General features: G+C 66.0%; 19 protein-coding genes and 1 tRNA gene. 11 read left to right on the forward strand and 9 right to left on the reverse strand.

Annotated elements, in window-relative coordinates; all coding sequences use genetic code 11:
- Window positions 1-82: 82 nt before the first annotated feature.
- The 3 genes from QSK17_RS31120 to QSK17_RS31130 all read left to right on the forward strand — a co-directional run bounded on the left by QSK17_RS31120 (window position 83) and on the right by QSK17_RS31130 (window position 1994).
- Window positions 83-397, forward strand: a complete 315-nt coding sequence (locus QSK17_RS31120) for an FmdB family zinc ribbon protein (RefSeq protein WP_285709184.1) — start codon at window positions 83-85, stop codon at window positions 395-397.
- 195 nt (window positions 398-592) lie between these two features.
- Window positions 593-1399 carry an S-methyl-5'-thioadenosine phosphorylase gene (locus QSK17_RS31125; protein WP_285709186.1) on the forward strand — a complete coding sequence of 269 codons (807 nt, stop codon included), beginning with the start codon at window positions 593-595 and terminating at the stop codon, window positions 1397-1399.
- A gap of 4 nt (window positions 1400-1403) precedes the next feature.
- Complete coding sequence (locus tag QSK17_RS31130; RefSeq protein ID WP_285709189.1) at window positions 1404-1994, forward strand: SAF domain-containing protein; 591 nt, start codon at window positions 1404-1406, stop codon at window positions 1992-1994.
- Window positions 1995-2068: 74 nt separating this feature from the next.
- On the opposite strand, the gene QSK17_RS31135 is transcribed toward QSK17_RS31130, so the two are convergent.
- The 4 genes from QSK17_RS31135 to QSK17_RS31150 form a co-directional block, all read right to left on the reverse strand.
- Entirely contained in the window at window positions 2069-2887 is an 819-nt protein-coding gene (locus QSK17_RS31135; RefSeq protein ID WP_285709191.1) for a cytochrome c oxidase assembly protein, read from the reverse strand.
- Window positions 2884-3420, reverse strand: a complete 537-nt coding sequence (locus tag QSK17_RS31140) for a DUF2243 domain-containing protein (RefSeq protein WP_285709193.1) — start codon at window positions 3418-3420, stop codon at window positions 2884-2886. Before QSK17_RS31140 ends, QSK17_RS31135 begins: the two co-directional genes overlap by 4 nt.
- Window positions 3421-3826: 406 nt before the next feature.
- Entirely contained in the window at window positions 3827-4924 is a 1098-nt protein-coding gene (locus QSK17_RS31145; RefSeq protein ID WP_285709195.1) for a D-alanyl-D-alanine carboxypeptidase family protein, read from the reverse strand.
- Window positions 4925-5013: 89 nt separating this feature from the next.
- Window positions 5014-5427, reverse strand: coding sequence for a hypothetical protein (locus QSK17_RS31150; RefSeq protein ID WP_285709196.1), 414 nt, complete (start codon window positions 5425-5427; stop codon window positions 5014-5016).
- A 189-nt stretch (window positions 5428-5616) separates the two neighbouring features.
- On the opposite strand from QSK17_RS31150, the gene QSK17_RS31155 reads away from it, so the two are divergent.
- Window positions 5617-5689, forward strand: a tRNA-Arg gene (locus tag QSK17_RS31155).
- Window positions 5690-5929: 240 nt separating this feature from the next.
- Here QSK17_RS31155 and QSK17_RS31160 read toward each other — a convergent pair.
- Window positions 5930-6541 (reverse strand): hypothetical protein, encoded by a 612-nt coding sequence (locus QSK17_RS31160; protein ID WP_285709198.1) that lies wholly within the window; start codon window positions 6539-6541, stop codon window positions 5930-5932.
- A gap of 2 nt (window positions 6542-6543) precedes the next feature.
- Entirely contained in the window at window positions 6544-6927 is a 384-nt protein-coding gene (locus QSK17_RS31165) for a hypothetical protein (RefSeq protein WP_285709200.1), read from the reverse strand.
- A 500-nt stretch (window positions 6928-7427) separates the two neighbouring features.
- Here QSK17_RS31165 and QSK17_RS31170 point away from each other — a divergent pair, with 500 nt between their 5' ends.
- Entirely contained in the window at window positions 7428-8096 is a 669-nt protein-coding gene (locus tag QSK17_RS31170; protein ID WP_285709202.1) for a hypothetical protein, read from the forward strand.
- Window positions 8097-8376: 280 nt separating this feature from the next.
- On the opposite strand, the gene QSK17_RS31175 is transcribed toward QSK17_RS31170, so the two are convergent.
- Both QSK17_RS31175 and QSK17_RS31180 read right to left on the reverse strand, forming a co-directional pair.
- Entirely contained in the window at window positions 8377-9366 is a 990-nt protein-coding gene (locus QSK17_RS31175; RefSeq protein WP_285709204.1) for a hypothetical protein, read from the reverse strand.
- Window positions 9367-9658: 292 nt separating this feature from the next.
- Window positions 9659-10288, reverse strand: coding sequence for a hypothetical protein (locus QSK17_RS31180; protein WP_285709205.1), 630 nt, complete (start codon window positions 10286-10288; stop codon window positions 9659-9661).
- A 618-nt stretch (window positions 10289-10906) separates the two neighbouring features.
- Between QSK17_RS31180 and QSK17_RS31185 the strand changes: the two genes are divergently transcribed.
- Window positions 10907-14368 (forward strand): galactose-binding domain-containing protein, encoded by a 3462-nt coding sequence (locus QSK17_RS31185; protein WP_285709207.1) that lies wholly within the window; start codon window positions 10907-10909, stop codon window positions 14366-14368.
- Between the two features lie 259 nt (window positions 14369-14627).
- Window positions 14628-14915, forward strand: coding sequence for a hypothetical protein (locus tag QSK17_RS31190; RefSeq protein ID WP_285709209.1), 288 nt, complete (start codon window positions 14628-14630; stop codon window positions 14913-14915).
- On the opposite strand, the gene QSK17_RS31195 is transcribed toward QSK17_RS31190, so the two are convergent.
- On the reverse strand, window positions 14909-15121 hold the full coding sequence (locus QSK17_RS31195) for an HAD family hydrolase (protein WP_285709211.1): 213 nt from the start codon (window positions 15119-15121) through the stop codon (window positions 14909-14911). The genes QSK17_RS31190 and QSK17_RS31195 overlap by 7 nt on opposite strands.
- A 58-nt stretch (window positions 15122-15179) precedes the next feature.
- Between QSK17_RS31195 and QSK17_RS31200 the strand changes: the two genes are divergently transcribed.
- The 4 genes from QSK17_RS31200 (at window position 15180) to istB (ending at window position 18311) form a co-directional block, all read left to right on the forward strand.
- Window positions 15180-15500: a hypothetical protein gene (locus tag QSK17_RS31200; protein WP_285709213.1), complete on the forward strand. Its 321-nt coding sequence runs from the start codon at window positions 15180-15182 to the stop codon at window positions 15498-15500.
- 426 nt (window positions 15501-15926) lie between these two features.
- On the forward strand, window positions 15927-16847 hold the full coding sequence (locus tag QSK17_RS31205; protein WP_285709215.1) for a hypothetical protein: 921 nt from the start codon (window positions 15927-15929) through the stop codon (window positions 16845-16847).
- Window positions 16848-17250: 403 nt separating this feature from the next.
- Window positions 17251-17529, forward strand: a complete 279-nt coding sequence (locus QSK17_RS31210; protein ID WP_285709218.1) for a hypothetical protein — start codon at window positions 17251-17253, stop codon at window positions 17527-17529.
- Window positions 17526-18311: an IS21-like element helper ATPase IstB gene (gene istB / locus QSK17_RS31215; RefSeq protein WP_285709220.1), complete on the forward strand. Its 786-nt coding sequence runs from the start codon at window positions 17526-17528 to the stop codon at window positions 18309-18311. Before QSK17_RS31210 ends, istB begins: the two co-directional genes overlap by 4 nt.
- Window positions 18312-18442: the final 131 nt, after the last annotated feature.

Genomic DNA, 18442 nt, shown 5'->3' on the forward strand with positions numbered 1-18442 from the left:
TGGGGCCTGAGTAGCGTTTATGCTTCTCGGCTGCGTACCATTAGCAGTCGCACCGGTTGAGTGCCAGTTTCAGGAGGAGCGCGTGCCCACCTACCAGTACGCCTGTACCGCTTGCGGTGAGCAGCTGGAGGCCGTCCAGAAGTTCTCTGACGCCCCGCTCACCGACTGTCCGCAATGCACCGGCAAGCTGCGCAAGGTGTTCTCCGCAGTCGGCATCGTGTTCAAGGGGTCCGGCTTCTACCGCACCGACAACCGGTCCTCCAGCTCGTCGAAGTCGACGACCTCGACGTCAGGCGACTCGTCCAAGACGGAGTCCACCTCTGCTCCGGCCAAGACCGAGTCCACCCCCGCTCCGGCGGCGACCTCGACGCCCGCGTCGAGCACCTCCGCGGCGTAGCCTTCCCGGCCCGGCTCATCCGGGCCAGGACTTCATCCGGGCGAGAACTTCATCGGCCCTGAGGCGGGCCAACGCGGATCGGGCAATTCGCGGATCGGGCAAGTCGCGGACCGGGCTCAGGCCACCGCTTCTGGGCGAGAAAAGTTATCCACAGGGCCCGAATCCACCCCGACGCCCTTTCGCTAGGGTCTGCCCATGGTCACTCGCGCAGACATCGGTGTCATCGGCGGTTCCGGGTTCTACTCACTGCTCGACGACGCCAAAGAGGTCCAGGTCGGCACGCCGTACGGCCCGCCCAGCGACACGATCACGCTCGGCCGCATCGGTGGTCGCTCCGTGGCGTTCCTCCCCCGGCACGGGCGTGGTCACGTGCATCCGCCCCACACCATCCCTTATCGCGCCAACATGTGGGCGCTGCGTTCGCTCGGCGTCCGCCAGGTCATCGCTCCGTGTGCCGTCGGCTCTCTCCGCGCGGAGTACGGCCCCGGCACCCTGGTGATCCCCGACCAACTCGTGGATCGGACGACCAGCAGGGAGCAGTCCTACTACGACTCCGGCTGTGCCGTTCACGTCTCCTTCTCGGATCCCTACTGCCCCACCGGGCGCGATGTCGCGCTGAGCGCCGCCCGCGAGGGCGGGTGGTCCCCCGTCGACGGCGGCGCGCTCGTGGTGATCGAGGGGCCCCGGTTCTCCACCAGGGCGGAGTCGCAGTGGTACGCCGGAGCCGGTTGGTCGATCATCGGCATGACGGCGATGCCCGAGGCCGTGCTCGCCCGCGAGCTGGCCCTTTGCTACACGCAGATCTCCCTGGTGACCGACCACGACGCCGGGGTGATGGCGGGCGAGGGCGTCACCCACGAAGAGGTCCTGGCTGTCTTCGCCGCCAACGTCGAACGGATGCGCTCCCTCATCGGGCAGGTCGTGGCAGCCCTTCCGGAGGAGCGCTCCTGCCCTTGCGGCAGCGCTCTCGATGGCATCCCGCTCCCGTTCGTGCTGCCTTGACCGCATGCGTGCCCTGAGCCGTCCGCTGGCCCGCCACCGCCGTCTCATCGCCGCATTGCTCGCCGCCGCCTCCGTGGCGTGCGCGCTCCTGGCCGTACGGCAGCCGCCCGGCGTCGCCGTTCTCGCCGCGGCCCGTGACCTCCCCGGGGGGCGGGTGTCCGCGCCGGACGTCACCGTCGTGCGGCTGCCGCCGGACGCGGTTCCCGACGGCGCGTTCAACGAGAAGGCCTCCATCGTCGGCAGAGTCCTGTCGGGGCCGGTACGCCGAGGGGAACTCCTCACCGACGTCCGGCTGCTCGGGCGGGGATTCCTGTCGGCCCTGGGCTCCGGTCTGGTGGCGACCCCGGTGCGGATCGCCGACGCCGACGCGGCAACCCTGCTCTCGCCGGGGGACGTGGTCGATGTCCTCGCCGCCTTCAGGCAGGAGGCCGCTCAGGCGATCACCGTCGCTCGGGAGGTCACGGTCGTGACCAGACCGGCGACCGGATCCGTCGAGGGCGCGCTCCTGGTGCTCGCCACCACGAGCGAGCAGGCGATCGCCCTCGCCCGGGCGCAGTCCAGCAGCCGCCTCTCCGTGACCGTCCACGCCCGATAGCGCCCCGCCGGGGCAGTGAATCATGCTGCCGGCCCGCCGGCCGGTGATGATCTGGCCGTTCGGCGGCGGCGTGACTACGACGACGTCGCGGCGGCCGTGGTCGTCACTGTCATGGGCTGCCGCGCCCTCCTCGGCATGGGACGCCAGGTCGTCAGCAGGGCCATGGCGAGCAGCAGTTCCGCGATGTCCCCGCCGTAGTACATGATCTCGGCGGCGCCGTGCAGTTCCACCACCGGCACCCGTACGTCGATGAACAGCCCGGCGTACATCAGCTGGGCCAGCGTGGCGTGCGAGGTGATAGCCATGCCCAGCACGACCAGCCGCATCCGGACGGATGGGCGCCGGGGTGCCGGGTCCGGTCCCGCGACGACCCAGGCGAACAGGCAACCCGCGATCACGAAGTGGAGGTGCACAAGGTGATGCGACAGTTGACCGTCGGCCACCAGCCGATACAGCGGCGTGAAGTACAGCGCGGCCATACCGCCCACGTTGAGCACCAGCGCGAGCCACGGATTCGTGATCGCGCGCACCGCGCGGCTGTGGAGAACCCTCGCGACACGACGCCTGTGCGGCGGTGGGAGAGACCGCAACAGCAGCGTCAGCGGAGCTCCCAGCACGAGAGCGGTCGGGGCCAGCATCCCGATGAGGAGATGCTGCAGCATGTGCCCACGAAAGTCGCCCTCGGCGAAGGTGGCGACCGGCGGGAGCATCGCCACCATGAGCAGCGTTCCCCCGGCGACGACGCTCGCCGTACGCCATCGGCTCCAGCCCCTCGGCTCACGCCGTACGCGCCGGGCGAGCACGAGATAGCCGGCGACCAGGAGGGCGATGACCGCCGACTGCAGGAGCGCGGCGATCCCACCACCGTGGCCCTCATGCGCGAGGTGGGTCATGCGGCGGAGCCGCTCGGCTCAGCATGCAGACGGCCCGCCCCGCGCTGCAGCAGCCATCCTCCGGCGACCAGCAGCGCGCCCAGCACGAGGAACCCCACGTCCCACCACGTCTGGTACGGCCCGCGGCGCACGTGGTGGATGGCCAGGATGTGGTGGTCGATGACGCCTTCGACGAGGTTGAACAGCCCCCAGCCGACCAGAGCCCACCCCCAAAGCGCGCGCGAGGCCCAGACATTCCTCCGGCGATGGGACATCCGCGAATACAGCATCGCCAGGCCCACCAGCACCGCCGTCCAGGTGAACACGTGGAAGAACCCGTCCCACAGGGTGTTCATCCGCAGCCCGGGGACGGTGTCGGTGGGGTAGTAACGCACCCCGATGTTGTCGCTGTCCGTGCCGCTCAGCATGTGGTGCCACTGCAGGACCTGATGGAGCATGATGCCGTCGACGAAACCGCCGAGCCCTACACCGAGGATCACCCCCGGCAGGGCGATGTCCCGCGTCGTGCCGGACTGAGCCGCTCTGGTCGCCATCTTCAGACTCTCCTGTAGTCACACCGGTGCCCGTCTCGCGGGGTCCGACGGGTCCCGGCCTCCATGTCCTCGCGGGCATCGGGGGTGTCGACCTGCTCATCAGGTCGAGAAACCGCGGCGGTGGCCGGACGGCCACCGGATCGGGAAGGCACCCGGACAAGATCCGATGCTAGGCCGGGAAACCGCAGATCAGAGCGCAGGAAACGCCGTCTGCCTGCGTCGCCTGTCCGTTCCGGCGCCCGCACCGCCACCAGGGCGGCGGACGGGATCGACAGAGCGGTCGAGGGTGTGGCGGGGCCTGTGGGGCGTCACGATCGGCACTGAGCCGAAGCGGGGTCGGGCGGGGTCGGCAGGGAGCCGGATCAAGGACGGGGACAGGGGAAGATGCGAGGGCCAGAGCCCCGGATCAGAGGAGGGAGCCCACCGTGGGGTCGTACTCCCAGTGCCACGGCTCGAACGGGCTGTGATAGGCCCAGTCGGGGTGGATGAAGCCGAAGCGCTTCGAGTTGGCCTCAAGCCAGTTGAACTGTGCGGACCGGAAGATCTGCACGCCACCGCAGAGATCGACGGCCATGCCCAGGCCGTGGTTGCTCTTGCCCGGCGTGGCCGCGAGACCGGGACGCTGGTAGTAGACGGCCTGCTGGTCGGCGAGGCTGCGATAGCTGTCGGAGACGCATATGGGTGTGCCGAAACGCTGCTTGTACGCGACGTTGAGATCCGCGAAAGCGATCGCCGCGTCGGCGCGCAGTTCCTCGCCCTTCTGGGGAAGCGGGCAGAGATACTCCTTGGGCAGCAGACCGTTGGGGTACTGAGCCGCGAGATCGATCCGCGTGGGGTCGCAGGCGTCTGTACCCCGATTGTTCGCGTTGACCTTGACGCCGAGCTTGACCAGCGCGCGGGTGAGCGACTTGACGAGAGTGGACGAGCGCTTACGCAAAGCGTCGATCTCGGCGTCCAACTGGGCTTCCTGCAGGAGGTTCTCAGCGCGCAGTTCCTGCGCCTCCGTAGCCAGCCGTTCGCGTTCCTGGAAGAGCTTTCCCGCGTCGGACACGACGATGTTCTGTCCGGCGACGAGGTGGTTCACGTCGCTGAGCGCGCGGAGGGTGGGCGTGCCGTCGCCGTTCGGAAAGAACGCCATGCTGTTGGCCGTCGGGTCCTGGTAGATGAACTCGACGATCTCGGACAAGGGCTTGCGCACCTTGGCCAACTGCTGGTTGGCGACCTGGAGCTGGGTCAGCTTGGTGGCGACCTGCTTCTGCACGGCGTCGAACTGCTTCTGCCGAGCCTTCAGCGTTCTGTTGGCGTCCTCGATGCCCTTGAACGCTTTCTGTGCTTCACGCCGCAGTTCGGTGAGATTGGCCGGGTCCTTCAGCGGAACGACGGCTGCTGCGGCGGCGCTGCGAGGGGCGCTGCCCGCGTGAGCGGCACCGGCCGTGGCCCCACCGGCGAGCGAAGTCATCGCCGTGACAACCGCGATCAGACCCGCCGATCGAGGAGATGGCACGATCGACTCCTCCATTGCGAATTCATGACCTGGGTCAGGGACGCACGTTACTACAGCCGGATGAATGCCGGGTCCGAGGCGTCTCGCGGTCAGGTCGTCCGGCGCATCCGCTCCTGGCAGAGCTCCCACAGCCAGGTGTTCTGCCATTCCCGCGCGCAGGAGAACTCCTGGGCCTTGGGCTCCGCCCGTCGCGTCGGCGGCTGATGCCGGGACCTCGGTGACACCTTCCTTACCGGCTTGACCGGCCGCTCCGGAGAGAGGGGGCGATGCGGTTTCCGGATCAGCGGAGGCGGCACGATTCCCTGATACAGCGGCACGAGCGCCTGATAGAGCAGATCCGGACGCGCCGGGTGGTCATCGTTCGACTTCGGTGGTGGCGGCGGCTGCCGTGCGGCCACGGCGAGCGAGCCACGGAGTGAGTCGCCGTATCCAGTGAGCTCGCCAACGAGCAGGCCGACGGCGAGCAACGCCGGTGCGAGCATCGCCGCGACGAACATGCGCATACCCCGAGCTCGTCCACGTCGCCGTATGGTCACGAAGCGTGACGGTAATCGGGTAAGCTGGCGATGGGTTGTTCGCTTGCCAGGGCTTTACCGCCCATCAGGGCAGCGATGACCATGAAGTCGGACGACTTATCCGCCCCAACGGCGCGCGTGGTGCCAACCTTTCGCTAGGCTTACAGGGCATGTCTCGCCTCCGTAGCTCAGGGGATAGAGCACCGCTCTCCTAAAGCGGGTGCCGCAGGTTCGAATCCTGCCGGGGGCACACAGTTGACCTTGTAACTTGCCGTCTTACCTGGAGATCCTCTCCGGGTACGGCTTCCGCCCATGCAGCCGTAGGCCATCGAGGGCAGCCCCGGATCACCGTTCACGGAATATGCACGGGATGATCTTGAGGTCGTTCGACCAGGTCGCAGCACCGCTTTCCAAGCTCGCCTTACGGCGCGGAGAGGCCGGCAAGATCTGAGCCCTTTCACCCACATGGTCTCGCGAGCAGCCATCGCGGCTAGCGCTGCATCAAATAAGTGAACAAAGCTATGCCGGCCAGAAATCCGAATACGAACGCATAGAAGGTTGGCTTCCAATTGACGACTATCTGTACTGGTGGTGGCGTAACTACCCCCTCAACGCGATCGGCGTGAATTCTGATACTATCGACCGTCTCGTTCAATTGGTCTATTAGACTATCTCGACCGTACGATTGAGTTAAGCTACCGAGGGTTCCGGAGATTCTCTCAAATCCTTCTAGTGCCCGCTCCACCCTCACGGCAAATTCGCGCGCCTCACTAATTTTAGTGCCAGCATCCAGAAGCCTCCTGGCGACATCCTCGTTTATATTCTTACCGGCGAACAAGAGGGCATTTGCAACATCCTCATTGATATTCCGGGCAGCGTATTCGAGGGCATGGACGACATCGGGCGATACCACGCCATCCCGCAGAGCTTTCCGTAGGAGTCGTGCAAGCGCCGGCGCCTCCTGAGAGAGCTTCTCAAGTATCGCTTGCGTCGTCTTGTCGATGGCGTTGATAGTGCCGTAGTTGTCGCGGCCGACGAAGGCCCCAGCGCCGTGGTTATGTTGTTCGACGCGAGATGGTTCGCCCTCTGGATGTGCGACCATCGTCAGGATTCCCCGGGCGTTGTTATGCCACCGTAGTTATCCCGGCCAATAAAGGTACCCGAACCGTGATTGTGCTGCTCGCCGACGTTCATCGTCTCCGTCGCCGTGGGCGCGGACTGTGCGATGGCCTCGAGGTCGGCCCGGATCTCGGGGTGCTCGGCCAGATACGCTGCGAGGTGTACACCCCATCGAGCTCTTACGTCGGCCTCTGAAGTGGCTCGTCGAGCAAGGGCGAGCGAGTCGTCTTCTGCGGCGCGGAGTGAAGTAGATTGCTCCTCTTCGGTTCCCCCTCGGAAGATGCGCTTAATTCGGGCACGCGCAGCGTCTACCTGGCCATTGAGCATGTAGGCAACCAGGTTTCCTGCCGCGCCGGTGATGATCGCCATCGTCGCCGGGTCTAGCATCTCATGCACACTCCGATCAGCACTTCGGCAAGTCGCCGACCCCAATAATCGACCAGGCTTCACTATAAATGTGGGGAACGACAAAAGTGAGTGATCATCTTTCCCGTCGAGGACACTGGCAGCGTTCGCGTGCCGGGCTGCTGGCGTGTATTTGCGCCCCGGCTCAGGCTGTTCCGTCGCTGTTCCATGGGAACCCGGGAAGCAGTGGAAAGTGATGCGAGCCATCCACAGGCATAGGACCAGGTCAGGAGCCTGATCGGGGAGTCGGCCCAGGTGGGCAGATCGGGCGTCGGAGAACACCCAGTTCTACGAGGGGGAGCGCAATGAGGGCCACGAGGGTATGAGATGGACGGATCACAGGTCAGACACCCTCTGACGGTGCCAACACAGGCCTCGGCTGGCCCTTTTGCTGAAGCGCTGGTACTCCTATGCCGTCCGGAAAGTGCAGAAAGATGTCACCGGTATCCGATTGGATGAGGCTCATGACTGCTCACGATGTGGCTCGTCTGCTGCCCGAGATCCCGAAACTTCGTGATCTATGCCGGTCCATGGCGGTGCTGGAGGCCATCCTGAGCCCGGAATGGTCCAGCCGCTACCACTCCTTTGACGCGAGCTGGGGCCCTGGGGAGGAGATGGCCTCAATGCGCAACGGGTCGGGAGACGAATACTCCATCGTCTTCTCCGCTGCGGGTGCGTACATCCGGGGCTTCGACCACGAGGCGGTGATGAGTCCGTACGGCAACGACGGGCCGTGGCCGGGGGTGCTCGACTCCGTCCCAGAAGTCTTCCGCACCTGTGTGCAGGAGCCGGCGTTCTGCGACGAGCACGGCATGCCGGTCGTGACCGCCTGCCTGTGGCGTGCGGCCGGTGATGACTGTTGGCGGGTGGGTGAGATCGACTACCCGGACGGCGTGGGCGACCCCGATGGGGCGGTGCACCTGTTCGCACGGCTCGTCGATTCGTCTCCGGAGGCGTTCCGGCGGTTCGCGGAGGACTATTACGAGGTGCCCGTGGGTCTCGATGCGGTACGGCACGTCTATGCCCTCCGTCCACTGACGCAGACAGTGGTCACCACGCTGAACGCTGACCTTTCCGTGGAGGACCTCACCGACGATCTTGCGGCAGCCCGGTATCCGTCCGTTGCCGGTTGAAAGCTGGAAGGCCAGCGCGAGCAGTGCTGAGGCGCGTTGACAGAGTGCTGTACAGCAGCGCGTACAGGTTCCCTACGGATCAGAAGGCGTGCACTCGCAAAGGCCAAAAATCTTGCTAACGCTGTCCTTGCACGCTCGTGGACAAGACTGGAAGGCGATCAAGGAACCTGACCTCTGAGCAGGCACGAGCGATGTCTCTAGACCTTGGTGGACGATCTCCGGCCGACCTAAATCGCAGGTTGCGAGGCCCTGGCGGACTGTGAGTGGAGCCAGGCAGGCGTTAAGTATCGATCTCGTACCGGTACCAGCGCCGCCGGTCACCGTCTTCGTGCAGCCATAGCATCCCGTCCCGGCCGATCTTGCCACGTGCCCAGCTCTTCGGATGCCTGCTTTCCGGCAGTACCAGGGGCTCGCGACCAGTCTCTACGACGATTCCGCCTTCCCTGCGGGCCCTGCGGATCTCCCAGTAGTACTCGTCATCCATTCGGCGCTGATCGAGGAAGGCGAGTTCGGCAGCGCAGACGGCCAGGCCGCTACATCGGGTGACAGGGTTCGGCGTGACGGTACGGATGCCATTCGCGTCGATCTCGACCAGCGGGAAGTCGGTGTAAGGGCAGGCGTGGACCAGGTCACGGCCGACGTTCAGCGCGTAGCAGTCACACCAGACGACACCCGGAGTGTCGGACGCCAGCCACAGCGGCGCTCCACCTTTGTCCCATCGAGCGAGGCCCAGCATGAATCGGTTGGAACAGGTGCCGTCCGGGTTGGCGGCCCAGTACTCCGACTCGTCGAAGTAGCTGGTCCAGATGTTCCCGTGAAGGTCCGTCATGAGTTGCTCGATGCCGTCGCCCGCATAGAAGGCTGCCTGGGTCCGCCCGTCGCCGTCGATCACTTGGACATTGGCGGTGAGGAGGAGCTCATCCCTGGGCACCGGCTCCAGGTAGCGCTCGCGGGGCACGCCGGGAGGAGCACAACGGGTGGAGGCGAGCACGACGCCGTCGCCGAGGGTATCGATCCGGGTGAACCACAGGTCGAGGTCGGACAGCGGGATCTCGCGGATGTCCGCCCCGTCGCAGATGACGACGGTTGCATCGTAGCGCGGAGGCGGCCGGAGCTCGGAGAAGTGCGGGATTGGGACGAAACCCTGGGCGGGATCGGCAACCAGGGCGACGAGCCGACCTAGATGGTCGACTGTCGAAGCTACAACCTCGAGACGGGCGTAGCGGTCGGGGAGCGTCGCGTGGAGCGCGAGCCGGCGGTTAGCAGGCATGCGCCTTTCTGGTCGTCATGGACTCATGATCGCACACCTGTATCGATGGTGTCGGTAGTCTGCCGCCGACATAGCCGGCGGGCGAGCCGCCCGTCTGCGAACGATCTGGATCGACTGTGGCACCTGGCCTGGTGTCGACCACCAGGCCGACCACGGATCACGGACGTACTTCAGGCCATCGGGATCCTGCACGAGAGCGGTGAGAACGTTGGCTCGCGATGACAGCAGCAGTGCCAGCACGTCGGCCACCACGGGCATCCGGCGGCAGCCGTACACCACGCTCTGACCACCCTCAGGCGTCAAGGGGAGCACTGATCCGCAAACGTTGGTCCACCGCGACGACGAGCTGATCGGCCAGGCCCGGAACGATGTCCTGCGCCCACTGACGCAGTGCGGCGAGGAAGCCGGCGAGGTCCTGGTGAACGCCCTGGAGAAGGTCGGGCAGGGCGTCGCATGGGATATCGATGTGCTGCTCGGATGAGCCGGGGAGTTCTCCCGGACAAAGCTGGTCCTCGTCCTGCCAGAGACGCAGCACCGGCCCACGCTGCTCCAGCAGTACATCAGGGCTGTGGCCGAGGTAGATCATCTGTCCGCGCTGGACATCCAGCCAGTCGCGCCATTCGTCGAGCCCCACGCAGCATCCGGGGTCGATGACGACATCGCCAGCCGTGACGCGGAGACCGCCCGGCGCAAAAGCCTCATCGTCGGAGGTCAGATACGCCTCGATTGCTTCGACCGCGTCCGCCACGATGATCGACGAATCGTTATCGGTGACGTTTCTCCCGATCAACGCCCACACGATGGCTCCGACCCTCTCAGGCGTCGGCAGGCGGGGAACCGTGAGAAGGAACCCACCTTGCTCGACAGCCCAGAACGGACAGCCCCCATGCCACCGCTCAAGGACCGGCGTCATCGTGATCACTGCTGGAGTGTAACGAGCCCGTCGCTCCCAGAAATAGTGAAGGCCGGGACAGCCCGGGGCCTGGCCGAGCAGGATCGGCAGCTCACTCCTCCAGCGCTTGAGAGATCTTGCTGTTAGCGCGTCCTCGCTGCCCTTCGATGCACTTGGCGTAGGCCCTCAGGAGCACATCGACGCTGTGCCCCGCTCGCTCGGCAACCTCGGTTGCCGGGACTCAGACAGAGAGACACAAGAAGCGATCTTTCCTGAGCCGCCGTCTCAGGTCGATCCACAGGTCAAGCGCCCTGCGATGACTTTTGAAGCGGTACACGCTGGTGCGCTGCGTTCAGCCGCAGCGTTTCGTGTTGCGAAGGGCGACTTCATCGCGAGCCGCCACTGTGCGTGTCGCTATGTAAACCCCGGGTTTCATCTTGACTGCCGCACGCCGCCCCTACATGCTAGATCGTATTTCCTATAGGCATCCCGTGCAGACTGGGAGTCCCCGTGATCCGCCCCCCCACTCCACGAGCGCTCACAAGCCCTCCCGCAGCCAACCGGTCCTCGTCCCCACCGCGGTGTGCCCCGTCAGCCGGACGCGGCACCGGCACCCGGCGCGCTCTGTATCTCGGCACCATCGTCGCGATGGTGCTCAGCTTGGCAGCCATCGCGGTCGGCGCCCCGGGCTACGCTGCCGCCGAGGCGGCGCACCGTATCTACGCGGCCCCGGACGGCACAGGCACTGCGTGCACCACCGACGAGCCCTGCTCGATCCAGCAGGCGCAACTCTCCGCGCGGACCGCTGCGGCTGACATGGACTCTGACATCCACGTGCTGCTGGCTGGAGGTACCTACTACCTCGCCGAACCGCTCACCTTCACCTCGGCCGACTCCGGCCGTAACGGGTTCCGGATCGTGTGGCAGCCCGCGGGTCCGCAGCGACCCGTCCTCTCCGGCGGAATCCCGCTGAGCGGCTGGGCGCCGGCCGCGGACGCCCCCAACCGCTGGAGCGTCGACGTCCCCGATGGGATCAGCACCCGCGGGCTCTATGCCAATGACGTCCGAGTGCCGCGCTCGCGGGGCACCAGCCCCGTGACGCTGACCCGCACGACGCCGACCTCGAACTTCGCCAGCGGCGGCTACACCGCAGCCAACTCCTCGCTCGCGTCGTGGCGGAACCCCGACCAGATCGAGTTCGTCTACGACAACCACCAGGCCTGGGGCCAGAGCCGCTGCCTCGTCGGCAGCATCGTGGGCACCGCGGTGACCATGTCGCAGCCCTGCTGGCAGAACACCCAGCGCCGCTCCTCGCCGATCGGCCAGGGCAACGACAACCCGTCCGGCGGCTTCCCAAGCTTGGCGGCGAACTCCCAGCCCACCTGGATCGAGAACGCCTTCGAGCTCATGAAGGCGGGCGACTGGTACTACGACAAGTCCCTGCACAAGGTCTACTACTGGCCCAAGAGCGGTGAGGACCCCGCGTCCATGAGTTTCGTGCTCGCCGTCAACGAGCACGTCATCTACAGCGAGGCGAGTTGGGCCGATCCACTTGCCAACGTGACGTTCACGGGCCTCGAGTACGCGCACACCACCTGGTACCAGCCGAGCACCAACGTCGGTTTCTCCCAGATCCAGGCGAGCAATACCGTCACGCTGCCGAACGGCTACGACTTCCAGGGCCTGTGCCAGTACGTGACCAACCCACCAGTCTTCCCGCCGGCCGGCGAACTGCCCGACCAGTGCCCCACCGAGAACTACACACCGCCGACCGCGGCGGTGCAGCTGAGCGGCACGAAGAACCTCCGGTTCCTCAACAACGAGTTCCGCCACATCGGCAACGCCGGCTTGTGGCTCTACCACGGCGCCAACGGCGACCTCGTCGAGGGCAACGAGTTCACCGACATCTCCAGCAACGGCCTCGTGCTCGGTGCGATGGACGACCCGCTGCCGCTCGATGACGACCCGGACGAGATCGCGATCAACAACTCGATCCGTAACAACTACCTGCACAACGTGGCCGAGGAGTTCTCCGGCGGCGTGGGTATCTCGGTGTACTACACGAGAGGCACCGTCGTGGAGCACAACCAGCTGATGGACATGCCGTACACCGGCGTGAGCTTCGGCTGGGGCGGCCACCACATCGATATCAACCACTTGACTGCGGACCCGAGCATCAACCAGGACAACGTGATCCGCAACAACGTCTTCATCAACACGATGCGTGACCGCAGCGATGGTGGGCCGATGTACACCCAGGGCCACCAGTCGAACAACACCTGGGAACACGCGCTGCAGGTCACCGGAAACGTCGCGTTCAGCAACCCCGGCCCGCGGTACTTCTTCTACCACGACGAGGGCAGCAGCTACATCCTGCTCGACGGCAACGCCGAGTACGGCAACGGGGGCGGCTTCAACGGCGGCTGCACCACGCCCGGTCCGGTTCGGGTCTCGAACAACTACCGGGTGGGCGCGATCAACAGCAACATCTGCAGCTTCAATGGCCCGACGGCGAACTTCACGGACGAGGGCAACGTCCAGATCTCCAGCAACCCGAGCCCCGGCGTCATCCCGAACTCGCTGCTTGCCAACGCCGGCCTGCAGCCGGCCTACCAGCACCTGCTGTACCAGCAGCCGCCGCGGATCTACATCGTGAGCGACCCCAACTCCGCCGCCGGCACGCTGATCTCCGGGTCCGGCTTCAGCCCGGACTCCCAGGTGGCCATCGGCGGCTATCCCGCGAAGCTCGTGCAGTACGTCTCGCCCAACTACCTCATCGCGCACTTCGCCCCTGGCAAGACCACGGGTGACCTCACCGTCACCAACGCGGCAGGCGTCGGGACCAAGTCTGGCCTGGTCGGCGGTAACAACGTCGCCCTCGGCAAGCCGACGTCCCAGATCTCCACGCTGACCGGCTTCGGCGACCTGAGCGCGGGCAAGGGCGTTGACGGCAACACCAGCGGCGACTACACGCAGCAGGCGATGGCTCACACCAACTCCGCTGCCAACGCCTGGTGGCGAGTCGACCTGGGCCAGGTGTACAACCTCGACAAGATCCAGGTGTGGAACCGGACGGGCGCCCAGGCAGAGGTGGACCGCGACAAGGACTACTGGGTACTGGTGTCCAGCACCCCGTTCACCGACGACAAGCCGGCTGCGGCATGGGCGGCGACGCCCGGGGTCTGGTCGTTCCATGACACCGGCACCATGGACCGACCCACCACCATCGGCGGGCCGATGACCGGTCGCTACATCCAGGTACAGCTCAGCGGGTCCAACTACCTGGTCGTGGCCGAGCTGATGGCCTTCATGGCCGAGACGGCGCCGCCCCCGCCGGTCATCACATCGCCGGCCGACGCCTCGGCGGGCGACGGCGCGGTCACGGTCACAGGCGCCGCCCAACGGTGGTCGACCATCACCGTCAGGGACGGCAGCACAACGGTCTGCACCACCGAGGCCGACCTCACCGGCAGCTGGTCGTGCACACCCGAGTCGAGTCTCGCGGCCGGCTCGCACAGCCTGACCGCGACCGCGACCAACGCCAACAAGCAGACCTCCGAGCCCTCCACGCCGGTCTCGTACCTGGCGCTGAACGGCACCGGCTTCACAACCGGCGGCGGCTGGTTGACCGAGCCGAGCCTTGGCACGAAGAGCGACTTCGGGTTCACCGCGAAGTACCTGAAGAACGGCAACATCCAGGGCAACAGCCAGTACACCTACCGGAAGACCCTGACCGTCAACCAGGTCGCCAACCCTGAGGGTGGCTACCTGCCCGCAGGTGACTACGACTGGACCATCAAGAGTAACGCGATGACCGCGTTGGCACAGTCCTGCACGAACACCAAACCGAAGGTGTGCACCGCCACCTTCACCGGGAAGAGCACGATCACTGCCGTCAACCGGGCAACTGGAATCGCGTACAGCCTAGGCGGCAACAACCAGTTCCAGGTGGACGTCACCGACAACGGCGAGCCCAGCTCGGGCAACGCGACCACCAACTCGGACACCTACGCGATCCGAGTCTGGGACACCAGCGGCACGTACTACCAGCTCGGCGCGCCCACGGCGCAGCGGCCGCTGAACGGAGGCAACATCCAGGTTCGGCCGTAACCGCAACGGGGAGCGGCCCGAGACCCAGCGGTCTCGGGCCGCTTGCTTTTCAACCGACGTAAAGGGTCATCGACTTTTCGTCGTCAGGTCAGTGACGACGTACGTCCCCTTCGTGGCCCTGGGTTCCAGGCACGTGGATGGATCTAAGTGGTCGGCGCCGGAATTCCCTCGGGGGTTGACGGTTCACCGGCTGGTGTGCTGCTCGTGATCAGCTCTCGGCGTTGCTCACGTAGAGGTCGCAGACCAGGTCAAGGGCCTCTTGCGGGTTGCCGGTGAAGACACGATTTCGCTCGTACGGTCCAGGACGCCGGAGCACGTCAGAGACCTGGCGCATTACACGATCCGGCTCGCCGCCGCCTACCTGAACAGCGGGGAGGTTGCCGAGGCGGCAGCCATCGGCGTGGGCGCCCATCGGATGTCCTCCGGCGTCGGTTCGGCCCGGGTGCAGGAGCGCTTCACCGAGTTCATGAACCACTTGTCCACGCATGCCAAGGTGCCACAGGTTCGCGGTCTGCTTGAGGAGGTGCGGACAGCGTCGTCCTACTGAGCCCCGTCTGTCACGCCGAGGATGGCGAGGATGACGGCCGGGGTGTCGGTGAGCCCGGAGAGAACGAGCTCGGCACCCGCACCGCGTAGCGTGTCGGCGTCCCAGGATCCGGTGGCAACAGCGACCACCCGTGCCCCGCCGAGGTGCCCGGCCAGGACGTCATTGGGGGTCCCCGATGAGCACAGTGTTTTCGGCGGTGAAGGCATATCCGTACTTGGCGCTCGCGCGTTGCTGCGCAAGCCGTACCAACCGGGGGCGTTCCTCATGGTCCATTCCGTACGCTCCTGCTTCGAAGTCCACGAACCGGTCGAGTCCGAACGCGGTGAGCTTGCCGATCGCGATCGGCTCCATGTTCCCGGTGAGTACGGACTGGACAACGTCCGGGCGGCCAGCCAGCGCGGAGAGCACCTCACGTGCTCCGTCCAGGACCCGGCCGTGCTGCTCGCGCGGACGATCCAGCGCGCATTCGAAAGAGAGTTGGCGATCCCCGACGCCGCACTGCGGGACCTCGCCACCGCCACCGTCACCCTGCTCAGCGACCTGATCGACGCCGATCGCGTTGCCTCCGGCCTCCCCGAGGCCTGACGACCTTGAGGTGCCGAGTCAGTGACAAACTCACTGCTCGACGCGTGCGCCACCGTCGTCACCGCCGGGCTCGGCGGGCTTGCTGGGCCTTCGGGCGCAGCGAACCCAACTTGATAGGCAAGTCGCTACTTGCCTATGGCGAGCGCATCCTCGATGAGCTGGTGGAACGGGACGGCCAGACCCTGTTCGAGACTTGCACACGGCTGGTGACCAAGCACGCGGCGAAAATTGGGCCATGGCCGGTGACAGACGGTAGCGGGAGAATTGCCAGCTAACCAGGAAGCCCGCTCCGTTGATCAGCGGCCCCTCGTCCGATGCCACAACGCGGTCAGCGCGGCAACGCGGCGGGGCGTCAGGGCCGTTCGACCGACCGATCGGCGTCCGGCATGATGTCCGGTCATGCCACTCCAAACAGGACGCGCGTCGATGAAGGCCTGGCGGCGGCTGGACAGGCGGACCCGGCGCGAGCTTCTGCACAGCAGGGAGGTTCACCCAGACCCACAGGTGGCGGCGATCGCCGCTGGATATGCGCGGACCATGCTGAGCTTCCGGGGATCCCTGCGGCGGGTGGCGCTCCCGGTTCTCGGGCTGACGATGCTTCTGTTCGTTTTGACCGCCATCGGGCTGCTGGCCACCTTCCTTACTTCAACAAAAGACAGCCGATTCATGGTGATCGCGATGGTCCTGTGGCTTCCCATCGTGTCGTGGTGGGGGTGGAACTCCATACGCCGTCAACGAGCGTTGATGCGCATGGAGAATCTCAATGGCCCCCGCCCGCTCCCAGACCGGCCGGCCGCCTCGGCCGACCGGATCGACACGGATCGCGCGCTGATCGTTGAGCATGATGTGAAGGTCCTCCGCCGCTCCTGGGGACTGATGGCCGCCGTTCTCGTGGGTGCGACAGCGCTGGCCTTGGCCACTGGTCAGGCCTTCGTGTACGTTCCAGTGATCATTTCCACCACCGTCGCCGCGGTCTGCTTCATCGTGTCGGTGTTGCGCCTGGCGCGATCCGACGAGCCGGTGCTCGTGCTCGATGCCACGGGGATCGCCCTGCCACAGGTCGATGTCACGGTCACTTGGGCGCAGATCGTAGCGGTGCGCCTGCTTCCGATGCCTGCCGGCACCGGCCGCCGCGGCGTGCATCGCATCGTCGTCTTCGTGCCGGTGGACAGCGAGCGGATCATCGCGTCCGCCTCGCCCCGTTCAGCCAGGGCGATGCGGAGGGCGATGGCCTACTACGGATCGCCTCTGGTGATCCTGGACAAGGGCCTGACCAGCAGCGCCGCGGAGATCACGCGTGCGGCCGAAGCGGTCGGAGGCATCCAGGTATCCCAACTCAGCGTGTGATCGGATGACGCCCTCTGGTCGTTTCCTGGGACACGAGGGCATCGGACACCTTGAGCAGCGACGAAGGTGGTCCCCCACCGAGCCTGGCTGGTGCGCCTGGTGGCCGATCGACATTGCGTGAGCACCTGACCGACTCACCGCTCCCCACGCCTAGCTTGAGCGCCTCCGCACGAGCCTCAATGAGGAGACGACCACGGGAATCCGCAGGTCGGAGCACCGCGGATTTGCGTCGTGCCTGGCCGGGGGCACTTTCTAGACCTTGTCATCCACCGCCTGGCCTGGGAATCTTCCCACAATGCGGCGCGCGCTCCTGTGCAGCCGTAGGCCACCGTGAGCGGCCCTGAGTCGCCATTCACGGAATATAAACGGGATTGCTGGCTCTGTAGGTGAATTTAAGAGCCGAATGTCGGTCAGTGGCTCTGTGGCGCTCGGTGGGGGTGGAGCCCTCACCGCCGACGCGGTCGCCCTGGAGGCCCGCAAAGCCGCTGAGGAAGACCAACAAGCCGCTCCCGAGCCCGCCCAGCACGACAACCACGAGGCAACGGTGACGTTCCTGACCGAACGGCGCCTGGCCCAGCTTCCCCGCGACACCCGGCCGCTGCCCTCGGTGACGGCCTATGACCAGCTCCTCAAACGCGCCCGGCCGCCCGGCGAGCGCCCAGCCCAAGGAGAAACACCATGAGCGTCCCCCACCGCGGCATGACCGAACAGGCCGCCCAGGCCTCCATCGACCAGGCCTGCCGGATGCTCCGCCTGCCCAGCATCCGCACCGCCTTTCCTGAATTGGCCGAGCAGGCGGCCCGCGAGCAGATGTCCTACCTGGGATTCCTCGCCGAACTCCTACTGACCGAATGCGACGACCGCGCTCGCCGCCGCTCTGAACGCCGCATCAAGGCCGCCCAGTTTCCCCGCGACAAGTCCCTGCGCGCCTTCGACTTCGACGCCAACCCGGGCATCGACCCCGCCACCATCCACACGCTCGCCACTTGCGAATGGGTGAAAAAGGGCCAGCCCCTCTGCCTGATCGGCGACTCCGGCACCGGCAAGTCCCACCTGCTCATCGCCCTCGGGACCGAGGCCGCGATGAAGGGCTACCGGGTCCGCTACGCCCTCGCTACCAAGCTCGTGAACGAACTCGTCGAGGCCGCCGACGAGAAGGTCCTCGCCAAGACCGTCGCCCGCTACGGACGCGTCGACCTGCTCTGCATCGACGAACTCGGCTACATGGAACTCGACCGACACGGCGCCGAGCTCCTCTTCCAGGTCCTCACAGAACGCGAAGAGAAGAACAGCGTCGCCATCGCCAGCAACGAGTCCTTCTCCGGCTGGACCCGCACCTTCACCGACCCGCGCCTCTGCGCCGCGATCGTCGACCGGCTCACCTTCGCCGGCAACATCATCGAGACCGGCACCGACTCCTACCGTCTTGCCCAGACCCGAGCCAGAGCCGAGCAAGCCAGCTGACCACACTTGTCGGCGTACACCTCCATGTGCAAAGGCGCGTACGGATAGACGCGCATAGCATGATGGTGTTGTAGTGCCTCTGCCAGGAACGGCGAGGCGAGCTCGACGGTGAGGCTTCTGATCTGCGAGGG

The sequence above is a fragment of the Microtetraspora sp. NBRC 16547 genome (assembly GCF_030268965.1).
In the GTDB taxonomy this organism is placed as follows: domain Bacteria; phylum Actinomycetota; class Actinomycetes; order Streptosporangiales; family Streptosporangiaceae; genus Microtetraspora.